15 protein-coding genes are annotated in these 15,418 nt (G+C 39.6%); 5 read left to right on the forward strand and 10 right to left on the reverse strand.

Annotated features, from left to right (window positions below):
• The first annotated feature begins 377 nt into the window (after positions 1–377).
• Positions 378–2,156 carry a monovalent cation:proton antiporter-2 (CPA2) family protein gene (locus tag L0668_RS07875; protein WP_235311577.1) on the forward strand — a complete coding sequence of 593 codons (1,779 nt, stop codon included), beginning with the start codon at positions 378–380 and terminating at the stop codon, positions 2,154–2,156.
• An 87-nt stretch (positions 2,157–2,243) separates the two neighbouring features.
• On the opposite strand, the gene L0668_RS07880 is transcribed toward L0668_RS07875, so the two are convergent.
• The 5 genes from L0668_RS07880 to L0668_RS07900 form a co-directional block, all read right to left on the reverse strand.
• The gene (locus tag L0668_RS07880) at positions 2,244–2,969 is read right to left on the reverse strand and encodes a GDSL-type esterase/lipase family protein (protein WP_235311578.1); all 726 of its coding nucleotides are present in this window, start codon (positions 2,967–2,969) and stop codon (positions 2,244–2,246) included.
• Between the two features lie 80 nt (positions 2,970–3,049).
• Complete coding sequence (locus tag L0668_RS07885) at positions 3,050–3,832, reverse strand: phytanoyl-CoA dioxygenase family protein (RefSeq protein ID WP_235311579.1); 783 nt, start codon at positions 3,830–3,832, stop codon at positions 3,050–3,052.
• Between the two features lie 39 nt (positions 3,833–3,871).
• Positions 3,872–4,279, reverse strand: a complete 408-nt coding sequence (locus tag L0668_RS07890) for a hypothetical protein (RefSeq protein ID WP_235311580.1) — start codon at positions 4,277–4,279, stop codon at positions 3,872–3,874.
• A gap of 29 nt (positions 4,280–4,308) precedes the next feature.
• The gene (locus L0668_RS07895) at positions 4,309–5,175 is read right to left on the reverse strand and encodes an alpha/beta hydrolase (protein ID WP_235311581.1); all 867 of its coding nucleotides are present in this window, start codon (positions 5,173–5,175) and stop codon (positions 4,309–4,311) included.
• A 65-nt stretch (positions 5,176–5,240) separates the two neighbouring features.
• Positions 5,241–5,822 (reverse strand): TetR/AcrR family transcriptional regulator, encoded by a 582-nt coding sequence (locus L0668_RS07900; RefSeq protein ID WP_235311582.1) that lies wholly within the window; start codon positions 5,820–5,822, stop codon positions 5,241–5,243.
• 135 nt (positions 5,823–5,957) lie between these two features.
• On the opposite strand from L0668_RS07900, the gene L0668_RS07905 reads away from it, so the two are divergent.
• Positions 5,958–7,001 carry an alkene reductase gene (locus L0668_RS07905; protein ID WP_235311584.1) on the forward strand — a complete coding sequence of 348 codons (1,044 nt, stop codon included), beginning with the start codon at positions 5,958–5,960 and terminating at the stop codon, positions 6,999–7,001.
• An 84-nt stretch (positions 7,002–7,085) separates the two neighbouring features.
• Here the strand turns inward: L0668_RS07905 and L0668_RS07910 are convergent, their stop codons facing one another.
• From L0668_RS07910 to rlmD, 3 genes are all read right to left on the reverse strand, one after another.
• Positions 7,086–7,478 carry an OsmC family protein gene (locus tag L0668_RS07910; RefSeq protein WP_235311585.1) on the reverse strand — a complete coding sequence of 131 codons (393 nt, stop codon included), beginning with the start codon at positions 7,476–7,478 and terminating at the stop codon, positions 7,086–7,088.
• A gap of 94 nt (positions 7,479–7,572) precedes the next feature.
• A complete protein-coding gene (locus tag L0668_RS07915) occupies positions 7,573–9,609 on the reverse strand; it encodes a TonB-dependent receptor (protein ID WP_235311586.1) in 2,037 nt (678 codons plus the stop codon).
• A 153-nt stretch (positions 9,610–9,762) separates the two neighbouring features.
• On the reverse strand, positions 9,763–11,127 hold the full coding sequence (rlmD, locus tag L0668_RS07920) for a 23S rRNA (uracil(1939)-C(5))-methyltransferase RlmD (protein ID WP_235311587.1): 1,365 nt from the start codon (positions 11,125–11,127) through the stop codon (positions 9,763–9,765).
• A 184-nt stretch (positions 11,128–11,311) separates the two neighbouring features.
• On the opposite strand from rlmD, the gene L0668_RS07925 reads away from it, so the two are divergent.
• Entirely contained in the window at positions 11,312–13,024 is a 1,713-nt protein-coding gene (locus L0668_RS07925; protein ID WP_235311588.1) for an ATP-binding response regulator, read from the forward strand.
• A 15-nt stretch (positions 13,025–13,039) separates the two neighbouring features.
• Here the strand turns inward: L0668_RS07925 and L0668_RS07930 are convergent, their stop codons facing one another.
• A complete protein-coding gene (locus L0668_RS07930; RefSeq protein WP_235311589.1) occupies positions 13,040–13,687 on the reverse strand; it encodes a response regulator in 648 nt (215 codons plus the stop codon).
• Between the two features lie 116 nt (positions 13,688–13,803).
• Positions 13,804–14,649, reverse strand: coding sequence for a PEP-CTERM sorting domain-containing protein (locus L0668_RS07935; RefSeq protein ID WP_235311590.1), 846 nt, complete (start codon positions 14,647–14,649; stop codon positions 13,804–13,806).
• 342 nt (positions 14,650–14,991) lie between these two features.
• On the opposite strand from L0668_RS07935, the gene L0668_RS20990 reads away from it, so the two are divergent.
• Positions 14,992–15,081, forward strand: a complete 90-nt coding sequence (locus L0668_RS20990) for a VOC family protein (RefSeq protein WP_370659888.1) — start codon at positions 14,992–14,994, stop codon at positions 15,079–15,081.
• 96 nt (positions 15,082–15,177) lie between these two features.
• Positions 15,178–15,372, forward strand: coding sequence for a VOC family protein (locus L0668_RS20895; RefSeq protein ID WP_349815633.1), 195 nt, complete (start codon positions 15,178–15,180; stop codon positions 15,370–15,372).
• The last annotated feature ends 46 nt before the right edge of the window (positions 15,373–15,418 follow it).

Below are 15,418 nucleotides of genomic sequence, written 5' to 3' on the forward strand. Positions count from 1 at the left end.
CCTGTTTTAGTAATAATTAATTCGCCATTTTCTTTACTGTATGGTCCAGTCTTCTTGTAAATATTCAATGACTTGTGGCTGATATTCTGCGTCTTGAATGATTTTCAAAACGTTACGGGAGTGCCGCAACCAGGGTTGTGATGAATGGCTATCATGATGAACATACCTTCATTTAATGATTATTAAACAAGTGAATAAATTTTGTTGCCATAGGCAATTAACATACATAAAGTAGGGCTACGACAAAATATATGACAAATCATATATGAGTGAATCTCAAAAACGAGCCAAGTCAGTTTACATTTTTAAGACAATAAAATGAGTGGCTCTGTTATTCTAATAATCAAAACTTACTAAAAAACACTTAGGATTGGGAAATGAGTTTACTCGCATCTGGAATGGTGTTTTTGGCTGCAACCGTTGTTGCCATTCCCATATTCAAAAAATTAAAATTAGGCGCTATCTTAGGTTATCTAGTCGCCGGTGTAATTATTGGCCCTGCTGTAATGAATTGGGTTAACCACCCAGATATTATTCTGCACTTTGCCGAGCTAGGAGTGGTCTTTTTACTTTTTGTGATTGGCTTAGAACTAGAACCTGAAAAATTATGGAAAATGCGTCAGCAAATCCTTTTATCTGGTGGCGGTCAATTGCTCACCAGCGCCGTAATCATTACGACAATTATGCACCTAATTCTATCTTACTCCTTAATCACCTCTGTTGTGGTGGGGTTAGCTTTAGCTTTATCCTCTACAGCGTTTGCATTGCAATTAATGGCTGAGTATAAGGTTTTAAAAGCTCCACCTGGCAAACAGGGGTTCGCCATGTTATTGATGCAAGACTTAGCGGTTATTCCAATTTTGCTTTTAGTTGAAGGTCTGTCAACCAATACAGATAACACCTCTCCAGCTTGGTGGGTAAGCGTGGGAGTCATTGGTTTAGTACTCATTATAGGTCGCTATTTTATTAATCCATTTTTACGCTTAATCTCAAATTACGGCAGCACCGAAGTCATGACTTCGGCTGCTCTACTCATTGTCATGGCCACAGCTTTAGGTATGCAAGAAGCTGGACTATCCATGGGAATGGGGGCTTTTATCGCCGGCATATTGTTAGCCAATTCAAGCTTCAGACATCAATTAGAAACTGAGATAGAACCATTTAAAGGATTACTTTTAGGCTTATTTTTTATCGCCATAGGTATGAATTTAGACTTAGGTTTATTAGTCAGTGAACCCATATTTATTTTGTCCTCGGCCCTGTTGTTAGTAGTGGTGAAAACGGGTGTTATATATAGTATTTTAAAACTGGCAAAGCAAAGTAAAACCGATGCTATTCGCATAGGTTTAATGTTATCTCAAGGAGGCGAATTTGCCTTTGTGGTGATGACACAAGCAGCAGGTAATGGCGTACTTGAGCCCCACCTTGCGAACCAAGTCACGTTAATTGTGGGGATTTCTATGGCCCTCACCTCGCCTTTAGTCATTTTGCACAGTATTTGGTTTAATAGTAAGAACTGCCCACCTGTATACGATACAAATAGTGACCTAGATGAACCTCAGGTGATCATTGCGGGTTTCGGTAGATTTGGGCAAATCAGCGCACGTATATTAGCAGCCAATAACATTCCTTTTACTGCTCTGGATAAAGATGCTCAACATATTGAGTTTCTTAAGCAGTTTGGTAGTAAAGTATTCTATGGTGACGCTAGCCGCCTAGATTTATTAAAAACAGCAGGCATAGAACACGCACGAGTGATATTAATTGCCATAGATAATGATCAAGAAGCCATAAAGTTAGCGAAAATTGTAAAAAACGAATATCCCAAGATTAAAATTATTGCCAGAGCTAGAAACCGCTTTATCGCAACCGAATATTCAAGGTTAGGCATTAAGAACGTGGTAAGGGAATTGTTTGCAGGTGGACTAGAATCAGCTGAATTATTACTTAAGGAATATGGTTATCAAGATGATGAAGCCAAGAATATGGTGCATATATTTGCCCGCCATGACAAACAACTATTAGAAAAAACCTATACCGAAAAAATGGACTTACAACAAGTAATTGACGTTACCAAACAAGGAAGAGAAGAATTACAGTCACTATTTACCAAGGACAAACAAGTTACAAAGGGCAAGCAAGATATACAAAACTAAAGCCATAGACTAAACCAAGCGTCATCGATTTGGCTTTAGCAGCACCAGAACAAATAACCCGCCCTGGTGCGTTAAACTTTGATCATTCTATTTTATTAAAGCACGTACTTTAGGCTCAATGGCTTGGGCCCAAACTTTGTATTGGTCTTGGTTTGGGTGCAATAAGTCTTTCATTACTGACTGACTTAAATTGCCTTTTTCATCAAGAAAAACATGATTAATATCTAAATAATGTACTCGTTTTCCATCATGATAATTTTTGATAATGGCGTTAATATCATCATTTATTTTACGTAGTGGATCTTCAACACTTGCACCACGGGGAAATATAGCCAATAACAATATTTTTGAGTTAGGAAGTTTAGTTTTAAGGGAAGTTAAAATATGTTTAATCCCTAAAGCAGTGTCGGCCGGTTTATCTTGTCTATGGCCGGTATTATTGGTGCCTATCATTAGAACAACTAGCTTAGGATCTATGCCGTCAATCGCCCCATTATCTAAGCGCCACAAAACATTTTCAGTTCGGTCTCCACTAAAACCAATATTTAATCCATTACGCGGGGCATAATATTGCTGCCATATTTTTTGGCCCTTGTTATCAAAAGCATGGGTGATGGAGTCACCCAAAAATACCAAATCAACTTGACCCATTTTATCTTTTAAGGCTAACTTTTCTTCGTGGCGAGGCATCCACCATTTCACTGCCCATTCATCCGTTTGTATATTGGACTGAATAGCTAAAGGTTTTTCAGGTGTTGCTGCACAGCCACTAACAATTAGCCATACACTCAAAATTAAAACAATCTTCTGCATAATACTTCCCGAGTTTTTTATTAAGTTTATTATCAAGGTCTTATATTTTTCTAGAAAAATCTTGTATCAAAGTTACTCATTTAGACCAAGTCTTTTAACTTCATAGTGTTTTCAAATAATCTTGGGTCATCAATTTGTTTGAGCATGGAGACAGTCGGTAAACAATCATCATCTACATAATCAGCAAAATCACCTGCCGGATCAAACACTAAAATATCCCACGCTAACCTGTCCATTCCGTATAAACCACGGTGGATCATGTCTGCCGAAAACACTAATAAATCCCCAGCTGCCAAAGGTATTTTTTTGCCTAAAGAAAGATCATCACTACTCAATTTTCCATTTTCTTCTTGGCGTACATCGTGCTCTTCTTGATTATCCCAGCGTTTGTGAGTTCCTGGTACTAATTCCATGCCCAACTCATCAAATAAAGGCACTCGTAGGTGCACCACTTGGGTTTCTTGAATAGCCTTTTTTTGCCCTGCAAGATCATGATCATATTGACAATCTCGATGCCAGAAATCTTTTTGTTCTGGCCGCACAGGATTAAAAAATAATTGGGTGTTCATAAAAGCAGGGCTTGTCGGAATTAACAAATTAATCACCTGCATCATTTTAGCTGAGCTGATAAAGTTGAACAGCTTTACCCTATCTTCCCCAAGCAAATACTGACTGCCAGTAATTAACGAAGAATTAAAGGCCTCTTCTTGGTAAAAAGTTTTATTATCGTGTTTCCATGCTTCATGAAATTTTAAGATGACTTTTCTAAGTGATGATATTTCAGCTACAGTAAAATAGTTTCGAAGGATAAAAAATCCTTCATCTTGATACTGGCTATTCCAGTCGTTTTTTTTATTTATCACTGTTATTGCTACTTATAGGTCAGACTAACCAAAACAAATTTACTGTACATGTATTTCACTCGTATCATCATTGATAAAACCATGGCAAATGTAACCCACTAATAATCGAGGTTTTTTATTCAGAGATAAAAAATGCTCATACCCCACCGAAAAAGCAAAAGGGTTGGCGTTGTAGTCTGCATAAGATTGGTCTCTGCCTAACCTGGCCTCACTCACACCTGAAGAAAACCCACTTAAAAAATCATCGCGATTATTCATAATGATACAGATTAAACCGTCTTGATTATCCACCAGCTCTAACAAACCTTGGTCAATGAACTTGTTGACTAAAGCTTGGTTAAAATATCCAGTGTATTGTTCAGTTTCAGGCTCATAGGTGACAGGTGTACCTTGTGGCTGGGCTTCCATCATAGAAGCAAAAAGTTCACGTATTTTTTTGGAAATCACTATTATCTCTATTCTATTAAGCGTGTTGACTAAAGACAGTTTTTTTCATTAAGCGTATCGTTAAACCATCTAATAGTGTGTGTTAAAACCCGTTCAACATATTGCTTATCAGCAGACAAAGAATGATAAATATGATCTGCACCACTGATCAGCACAGACTCTTCAGGCGAGGCGTTAGCGCTGGCAAAGATTTTAGGCTCTTGTACTGGCACATAGTCATCACTTCCTCGAATTGACAACAAAGCACCAGTATATTCGGCTAATGGGCTAAAAATATCATGCCCTTGCATACCTTGTAGATGTTTGCGAGTAATGGTCAAGTCTACCCATTGCTGTAATATTGCTTGACCAGTTTTCATTACTTTTTGCACAACTTCTGTAGGCATGGTATCTAACATATTGGCTGGGTTGCCCGCGCTAGACCACAGCACTACACTACTAATTTTATCTGGGTTACTGCCAGTTAACGCCAATGCTGTTGCACCACCCAAACTAAAACCTACAACTGCAATGGGCGTATTGGGGTATTGCTCAAGCAAAAAGTTTAATCCAGCTTGAGCATCTGCGACCCGAGAAGCAAAAGTACTGGTCATTTTAAAATTGTTTTTTTCACCTTCACTTTCGCCACGAATATTGATCCTTAAAGAAGCATAATCTTTAGCAGCTAACCTAGCAGCTAATTGCAAATACATATCACCTACTTCATTCATTTGACTGGCCCAGCCGTGGATCAGTAAAACCGCAGCTTTAGGCGTTTGAGTAGACTTTTTACTGTCAGCCTTGTTGTGAATTGCAACCAGATCATTATCAATGTTAATTCGGTACTCATTAGCTACGGCAACATTCGCCACAAATAGTAAGATAGAAATAACAGCTCGGCTTAGTAATTTAGGCATAAACTAGTGGGTCTCATTTCTAAGTTGACTGAATAAAACATTGATTAAAGTATTGAATATAAAAACTACCGACAAACATCTTCAAATAGTTGCTGCGCTAACTCTTTCAATACGTCGCTAGAAGGGTGACTATGAGCATAAGTTCTTAACCCATAAATACCCATAACCACACTTTGGGTGCGTTGTAATGGCGTACGTGAATTGTCAATCTCATTCGCATCTAGAGCTTGTTCGAACAAGTTAGTAAAACCGTTTTTCCATTGTTCTACATTAGTTGCAATGACTTCTTCGACTATGGGATCTGGATGAGATAGATCACTTAAAACTTGCTGAGAGAAACAGGCTTTTTCCGCTCCGTCTAACGAACACTCTGACACTGTATTTTCAATATATTTTTTTAAACCCGCTAGCACAGAATTGTGCCCAGATACTAATTGAATAAACTTGGCTGAAGAATCTTGGTTGTATTGCTCTAATGCAGCGATTAATAATCCTTGTTTGTTTCCAAAAGCACAATAAATTGACCCCGGATGTAACCCAGTTGCTTGTTTAAGATCTTGCATGCTCGTTTTGTTATAACCCTTGCAAACAAAAGCTTTAATCGCCGCTCTTAATACTTGTTCTTTATTGAATTCTGGATTACGCATAGCTTTAGGAATTTACTTCAATATCTCATCTAAGTAGTCATTGTAATCTAATTTGAATGATTGTTCAAAAAAGAACTTGAATGTTCATTCAAGAAAGCCTATCTTGAATGAACATTCAAATTAGAGAGAGACCTAATGACCGACAACCTATTTAAACCTTTTGCCCTAAATGACAGCATTCAATTGAAAAACCGCATTGTTATGGCCCCACTCACCCGATGCATGGCAGACGATAATTTAGTGCCGACTCAAGCAATGGCTAACTATTATGCCAAACGGGCAGATAGTGGATTAATTATCACCGAAGCCACTATCATTAGGCCTGACGGTCAAGGTTACCCTAATACACCCGGCATATTCTCAAGTGAACAAATTAAAGGTTGGCGTAAGGTTACTCAGGCTGTCCACGACAAAGGTGGTAAAATATTTTTGCAACTTTGGCATACAGGCCGGGTGGCACACCCGTACTTTTTTGATGGTGAATATGTACTAGCCCCCTCAGCAGAGAGGATAGATGACTCAGTACCAAGAATGCGTGAATTAACTTACACCACACCTAAACCAGCGAGTATTCCTGAAATCCAACAACTAGTTCAGGATTACGTTCAAGCAGCCAAGAACGCTATGCGAGCTGGTTTTGATGGAGTTGAAGTACACGGCGCAAATGGCTATTTGATTGACCAGTTTTTACACCATGATGCCAACAAACGTACTGACGAATATGGTCAAACACCAGAAAACATGTCTCGCTTTGCCTTACAAATTGTCGACCAAATAGCCCAAAATATTGGCTGGGAGAAAACCGCTTTACGCATCTCTCCAGGCGCTTATTTTAATATGACAGGCGATGAGCGAGACCGTGATGTATTTGAATATTTATTAGCTCAATTAGAAAAAAGAAACCTAGCCTATTTACATATGGGTTTATTTGACGATTCGATGAAGTTTGACTATTTAAGCGGCAGTGCCACTGATTTTGTACGTAAGAATTACTCCAAAACCTTAATGGGAGTAGGCGGTTATAACGCGCAAACGGGTAGTGAGGCTATCGAGCAAAACCGTTTTGATTTATTAGCCATTGGTCGCCCCTTTATTGCTAATCCAGATTACATTGGAAAATTACAATCGGGTGAAACGTTAACAGAATATAATGATGAAATGTTAGCAGAGTTGGTTTAACTCAAGGTTTCAAATATAGGCCACAAGTCAATTGTGGCCTAATTTTAAAACTTTAAACAAGCCTAGTTAGGATTCATAGGTGCGTTATTCTGCTATTGTGATCTCAAACTCTGGCATAGCTTGGATTACTTTTTTAACCGTACAAGTATTAGCTGAAGCCAATAATGCTTTTTTATATTTTTGCGGAAAACCATCTGGCAAAGTCACCACTAGACTAAAACGTTTGTGGTACTTATCTTCACCTACATTAGTATTATCTTGTGTGACTGAGATCCCATCAGTGCTGATATCTCTTTGCTCACAAAATTTTCGAATATAAAAAGCGGCACACAAAGGCATACTTGCCAGAAAATAATCAAAAGGTTCGGGATGAGACTCATCTCCACCAGCAGAAATACTTTGATCACTGATGATCTGATGTTTGCCAAAATTGGCTTGTAACTTTTGACCTTCGAGTAAATTCACTTCAATTTTCATTTTTGTTTCCTGTTTGCCTAAACCTAGTAAGTGGCTTGAGTATAAGGTGCTACAAAACTATGGCAACAACACAATTCTTAGCAAGAAAAACACCTTAAAATTGATAACTAACTCCAAGCCTCAAAGTACGTGGTTCAATGGGGTGATAATGTACATCTTCAACACCTTCAGCTGCTTCATTTGGTAAACGGCTGGTGTATAAATAGTCAATGTCATGGTGATCGCTGTCGAGCAAATTCAATACAGATAAGGCTATTTGCCAGTTATCAATTTGATATTGAGCATTGGCATTTACCACTGTAAAGCTATCAGATCTTGTTTGGTTAAAACTATCTAATGTGCGCTTTCCAAAATGGCGAACCCTAAGGTTTGATTTGAGCTTTTGGTTGATTTGCCAATTCACGCCAACACTTGCCACAAATGGTAAAGCACCATCAATATGATCACCTTCATCTACAGCAGACTCACTAAAACGTGAATGAGTCCATGCAAGTTCAATGTCTGTGGTTAGGTTGCGACTTATCCAAAAGTTACTGGCGAACTCTATTCCTTTACGAATCGAAGCTCTGCTAGCTTCTGTGCTGCCCGCATCGCCTACAAAAACTAATTCAGAATCATTTTCTAGCCACCATAAAGATAGCGACATACTGTATGCGCGCCATGAAGACACTCTTAGTCCTAATTCTGCACCTTGTCCTCTAACTAATAAGTCCACTGGTTCAGCTGCCTCTAAAGTCACTGGATCAACACTGATTACTACACCTCTAGCATCGTTCGAATGAAACGATTGGCCCAAGTTGGCGTAAGCTTGCCATTGGTCATTTATCAAATAACTCAGCCCGGCTTTAAAATTGGTCATACTATCACTCGCGTCACCACTGTTTAACGCCAGGTCACTACTAACATCTACCGCTAAATAATCATGGCGAATTGCAGCATTGGCAATCCACTTGTCACCTAAATAAGCGTCAAGGGTATAAAAAAGACTGGCTGACCACTCATTGACGGAATCTGTGCGTACTGTCGACAAACGCTCTCTAGCTTTGGTCTTATATAGGCCTACTTCAGCAATGTCATCTATTTGTAGGTCTAGTCCAAAGGTTTGATGAAAATGTGAATCCCCAGAATCCACTGAGAGGACTCTAGTGATATTGCCACCGTAAGTGTTTCGGTTATCCACTTGTTCAAACTGATCTCCGTTAACAGGATCTTCTAAAAAGTAAGTAAAGTTTGAATATAAGTCTAAATCACTACTGATAGCAAAAGCTGATATTAACCAGTCTGTATTTTGCCAATTAGCTGACACACTATATCGATTTGAGTCGCCACCTACTGTGGTGTCTAATGAGCCAAGTGGGTCTATTTGACCTGAGTTCACCGCTCGTGATGGAATTTGGTCAGCCGAACTCCAACTATTATCGTAACCTAAAAAGGTCACATTTAAGTTACCACCTGCAACAACTTGTTGGTAACTTGCAAAGACATTGGTTTTGTTAATGTCTTCATTCACATCTGTCCAAGGGCCATCGTATTGCTGCCACTCAGCCCCAAGAGCTAGGTTACCTTTTTCAGTGGCGAAGTTATTACCCACTACGCCACGAATATAACCATTTTCACCTACCTCTACTTTGGCAGCTGGTGATTGCAGTTTTGACATCAATGAAAAATTTGCTGAGCCTGCACTGGAAAAATCACCCTGTGTACCTTGGTATGGGCCTTTTTGATAATCAATACGATTGATAAACTCTGGAATAATAAAATTCAGATCTGTATAACCCTGCCCATGTCCATGGGTTCGCATATTGACAGGCATACCATTTAAGCTAGTACTAAAATCGGTGCCATGATCTAGGTTGAACCCCCGCAAAAAATACTGGTTGGCTTTGCCTGAACCACTGTGCTGGGTCACTACCATACCTGGAATAAATTCCAGCACTTCCCCCGCCCTTAAGGTTGGACGTTGCTGGATATCACCAAAACCAATCACGCCTTCAGATGCCGATAACGAATCGCCAATCAGATACTCTTGTTTGCCGTATACAACAAAACGTTCAATACCTGGGCCGTCGGCAAAGGCACTGGTACTTAAGGCAATAAAGGGAAGGAAGGGAATACAAAAAAAGGCTTTCATAGACAGAGACTTATAATTAATAGCATTGGGGGTCCCCAAAAAACAATGGCGGCATAATACAAGGAGATGCCTCTAAGCTCAAATATTTACGATATGCGTTATACCATTCCACGTTAATCCCCTTTACACAAAAATTAAGTAGCCTAAGCCCTATTACAAAGAGAACAACAACATGGTTTCTAGATGTGCGGTTTGCGGGAACATATCCATCATGCCAGCCTTCTTCACTTTATATCTGTTTTCAAGTAAGTACTCTGCATCGCGGGCTAGGGTGGAAGCATCACAGGACACATATAAAATATGTTTAGGTTTGAGTTTTATTAAACTTGGTAAAAATTCAAAAGCGCCCGCTCTGGGTGGATCTAACAATACTTTAGTCACGCCCAAGGAGGTAATATCTTTGTTAGTCGCTTGGGTTAAATCAGCTGCTACAAATGACAGATTAATTAGTTGATTGGCTTTGGCATTTGCGACACCGGCTTGCACCATGCTTTCTTGTACTTCAACCCCCACAACTTGCTTGGCATGTTTGGCTAAAGGCAGAGAGAAATTACCCACTCCACAGAACAAATCGAGCACAACATCATCTTTATTGGGTGCTAACCAATCCATTGCCTGGGCCACCATTTTGGCATTCATTGCTGCATTAACTTGGATAAAATCTTGAGGGTGATAACTCAGGGTAAAGTCTTGTATTTGATAAAACCTTCTAGCTTGTTGCGAAGCTTCAGCTTTATCTTGACCAGCTTGTTGCCAATATAATTCAAGCTGCTGTAGTTCTGCCCAATCTTGCCATTTACTTTTTACATCTGCGCTAATGTTATCCGTTAAACGCAACAATACAGATACACCTTTATCATCTTCTAACAACTCAATATGACCGAGTTTATCAGCTATTTCGTTGGCAATAGGTTCGTCAATCAATGCTGCTTTTAATGCACCAAAGGTATGCTGCAACTGTGGAGTTAACACAATACAGTTTTCAATAACGGTTATTTCTTGAGAAGACTTACCGCGAAATCCCAATAACAATTTACCTGCAACCATACGTACAGCAAGTCTAGCTCTTCGCCTGTAACCCAAAGCGGCATCAGTAAGTAAAGTAATATCTTCTGGCGAACACACTTTACGTAACTGCCCTTGTAACCACTGTTTTTTTGCTACTCTTTGCTGTTCAATTGTTAAGTGTTGAAAACTACAACCACCACACTCGTGATAATGCGGGCAGGCAGGCTCAACTCGATGCTGGCTAGCCTGCTCAATCGCAATCAACTTCGCTTCGTCATAACGACGATTAGATTTAACTACTTGTGCTTTTACTGTTTCGGTAGGCAAAGCCCCTGCTATAAAAGTGACTTTTCCGTCTACTCGCGCCACACCTTTTGCTTCATGGGTTAAACCTTGAATACTAAAAGACTTAACCGGCCCAATTGGCTGAGACGTTTTTTTACGCCGAGTATTTTTTGTATGACGACCCGAATCGGCTGATTTAGAAGAACTAGAAAAACGTTTTGTCAAAAGGAACTCCGACTGTAAGAAAAATTAGGGTGCTTATGCATTATATCAGTTCATTAGGTCAGATAATCAGGAACATATCACCCCATGAAACTCATAGATATCCTACAAAATACTAATTGATGTGGATCTTTCAGACTAAGATGTATACTGGCGTTAGCCTCAAATGGAACCGAGCTTGACCAATATGGAAATAACAAAAAAAACCAAAGCCAAAGCTGATTTACTTAGCTCCCAACGTAAGACCTTGTGGATCGCTAATTTAACAACCGCTTTGGTAACTGCTTTTATCTATGGTCTTGAGGGACAGGCTCTACTGGCAACTATCTGGTGTATCGCACACTATACCTTGGCAGCAATCCGCTACGTAGATATTCGAGCCTACCAACGAGGGGATTACGACAGTGAAGAAAAGCTTCAAGTCTGGTTCAAAAAATTCGTCTTTTATACCAGTCTAGCCGGCGGATTATGGAGCATCTGTGCCTACTTTATATACGTTATAAACCAACCGTCAGTATTGATTTATTCAGTGATCATTATGCTGAGTATGGCCACCGGTGCCCTACTTGCGCTAACTGCACACTTTCCGGCTTATCTTGGTTTTATACTGCCCATTTTTTTTGGATTATGCCTAAGTCTGTATTTTAGCGATTTCAGTTACAGTAACATTATCGCTTTGTTGGTTTTTCTTTACGGCTGCTGCATTATTTCGTTCGGGAAAAACCTGTCACAGCAATCACTAAAGTCAATTACCAACGAATTACAAGTTCAAGATTTACTGGCTCAAACGTCAGCAGCTAAAGAGGGTATCGAAAGAGCCACCCATGAAAAAAATCGTCTTTTAGCCCTAATTAGCCATGATCTGAGTCAACCAATCTTCACCATCAGTCTACTGACTCAGTCTTTGCAAAATACTCCAGACTTAATAAGCATGAAGGAGCTAGCCAAACGTCTGCAAACCAGTGTTGAGGGTTTGCAATCCCTATTCTCTGCTTTCATGGAGTTTGCAGCCATAGAAGATGGACGCACCCCAACTAATTTCAGCCATTTTCAAATTCACAATATTCTGAATAATATTGAAAACGATTTTCGCCCGCTTGCAGAGGCAAAAGGCCTTGAATTTGTTGTAGATGATTGCCAAGAAACCGTTCGCAGTGATTCTCTGTTACTCGGCAGAGTTCTGCGTAATATAGTTGGCAATGCCATTAAATATACGCCCTCAGGTAAAGTAAGAATAAAAGTTGAACATAACGAAGCAAGTTTGATAATTCATGTGCTTGACAGTGGAGTGGGTATTGCGAAGCGGCATTTGAACGAAATATTTTGCGAATATACACAATTGGACAATACCAATAATGATCTAGACAAAGGTCTAGGGCTGGGGTTAACTGTAGTTAAACAATTGTGCCTAATTCTCGACCACCCCTATAGTTTACTGTCCACTCCTGGCAAAGGGACAGATTTTAGTGTCGAAATTCCGCTTATAAATGAAATAGGCTGCAGTACAAACATTACCGAAGATAAACCTGATTTTAAAGATATTCATGTACTAGTCATTGAAGATGATGAAAGTGTAAGAGCCGCTCTTTGCATTTTATTGCAGCAGTGGGGATGTCAAACCAGTAGCGGCGAGAACCTAAACATAGCCCTGTCCGTAAGCGCAGAAATTAAGCGCCCACTAGATATTGTGCTATGTGATTACGACCTCGGCGAAGGTATGAATGGCTTGCAGTGTATTGAACAACTGCGATTAACAATTGACCCTCAACTACCTACCATTCTCATCAGCGGTCGTCACTCTGAAAAAACGAAATTACAAGCCCAGCGCAGCGGCATAACCTTTTTAACTAAACCCTTAGCTCATATGGCGTTGAGAGAGCAATTCAACAAACTTTTATAGCCTAATCAACTGTGATTAATCACACAGACCAAAATATCGAGCTTGTTTAATGCAAGCTGTGCGGTTATCTACTTCCAACAAATCAAATAAGGTAGAAACGTGACCTTTTACTGTGCTTTCACTTATCCCCAAGTTTTGACTTATCTGTTTATTATGTTGACCATCAGCGACGAGCAATAAGACACTACGTTGGCGTTTAGTTAAAGCGATTTTCCCACTGTTTTGCGCGCTTACTCCTACTCGAAAATCATCAAGCCCTTGTCGAAGCCGAGATGACAGAAAAAGCTGATCTTTTTGCAAGGCATTTATCGCTTCAACAAACTCCAATTTATCTCCTGACTTTGAGATAAAACCCTTGGCCCCGGCTAACAAAGCCTGATTAACCCAACCAGCTTGATCCTGCCCAGAAACCACTATCACAGGTAATTTGACATACTTTTGTTTGAGTGTTTTTAGGAAATCTAACCCGTGTAAACCCGGTAGATTTAAATCTAAAAATACCAGATCCCACGGACTATCGTTTTGCAGCATCAACAACGCCTGCTCACCAGAGCTTGCTGCAAACAAATCAAAGCTCATGCCTGCATCACTAAGGTTTTGGCGGATACCACTGGCGATGAGCGGATGATCATCAACTACTAATAATTGCAGTTTTTTACACATAACATCTAGCTGTTCTTATGTTGAAAAAGACATTCTTGGTGTGCTGAGTTTGCTTATCTTTCACTTTTTTGCAAGTGGACTGAATTAGGCAATTAGCCTTATACAAATATCGACTCTCAACCACGACTCTGTGTGCGCCTACGATTTATCAACAAACCTAATAATCCAGTGGCGAAAACACATAAGGTTCCAGGCTCAGGTACGCTGACACTATTATGGACATCGCTGGCTAAGGGATTAAAGCCGACATACATGTTGTCAACTATGCTTCCATCAGCTGAATTAGCACTATAAAATTCCGGCAAAATAAACACCGGAGAGCCGCCTAGTACAGTAGCAAAACCACCATAACTTGAACGTACTGCCGATTGAACCTCTGGCAGTTGATTAGCAATACTCAATTCACTGAAAATAGTCAGGGTCAAATTAGTCCCCACGGCATAAAGCCCCTTAATATCCCAAACACCACTTAATGGCTCCTGACCATCTGCATACAGTGTTTTACCTGTGTAAGAGAAACCTGACCCCTGGGCACCTAAACTAAAGGTGGAATTGCCATTTAAATGAGGGGCAAAATTAGCATGGTAAGTTATATGATGTTCTCCAGGTACGTGAGTTTCGGCCGTTTGGTTACCGGTATAAGAGATAACTATATCGTCAATGGTAAATGTACTGAAAAGTCTTATCCCCCCATCGACAATCCGAGACGACGCGCTACCACTTGCCCAACCAAAACCCGTAACCGTTTGCCCTCGATAAAATCCACCATCAGGGTATGTTTGATAGTAAAAGGCGGTACTCAAAGCATGCTCGTGTACACCGGTGGAGTCCCCAAAACCTTGAGATGACTGGTTGAATGCTAATACCTTTGATTGAATTAGACTTGCGGCAACAGGCGACGACACACTAAAAATAGTGGTGGCGATTACTGCGTATTGCAATATTTTAACTTGTACTTTCATATGAAAAACTCCCTTTCAATATTTATTTTTGATCCACTTTGAACAACAACGCGTCTGCATTACAGGTGGTGATTATGTCATTTTCCTATTGAGTTTGAACGAATACAGCAAGCGGGTAATAGTACAAAAGTACTGTTTATACCAATCAATTAGCTTAATAGGTCAAAAGAGTTTTCACTGGAATATATCTTTGTGTTATCTCTCTATTTTAAAAACAGTCAATTTTACATAGACAGCAAAACGCTATAAACAGACTAATATTATTTTATTGCCCTAAGTCAGATCTTGAAATGAGTTAAAAAATATCTTTCATACAATTTGAATTATATTCAAGGAGAAATCATGCAGGAAAATCCAGTAGGTTGGTTCGAAATATATGTCGATAATATGGACGAAGCAAAACAGTTTTATCAATCTGTTCTAGCAGTATAGTTGGAAGTATTGGGCCATCCTACAGACGCCAATATGGAATTGCAGGCTTTCTCATAAAACATAGAAAGTTACAGAGCCTCTGGCGCATTAGTAAAAATGGAAGGCTTTCAAGCAGGTGGCAACAGCACACTAGTGTATTTCTCATGTGACGATTGTGCCCTTGAAGAGTCTAGAGTTGAAGCCGCCGGTGAGTTTATTCAACATTCAAAAATGTCTATAGGTGATTACGGTTTTATCACTTTAGCCCTAGATACAGAAGGTAATATATTTGGTTTACATTCAATGCAGTAGTTTAAATATATAACTTAGGATAGGTTGATTTGATGGAAAATATCTC

Origin of the sequence: Paraglaciecola algarum, from assembly GCF_021532655.1 — a bacterium.
GTDB lineage: Bacteria > Pseudomonadota > Gammaproteobacteria > Enterobacterales > Alteromonadaceae > Paraglaciecola > Paraglaciecola algarum.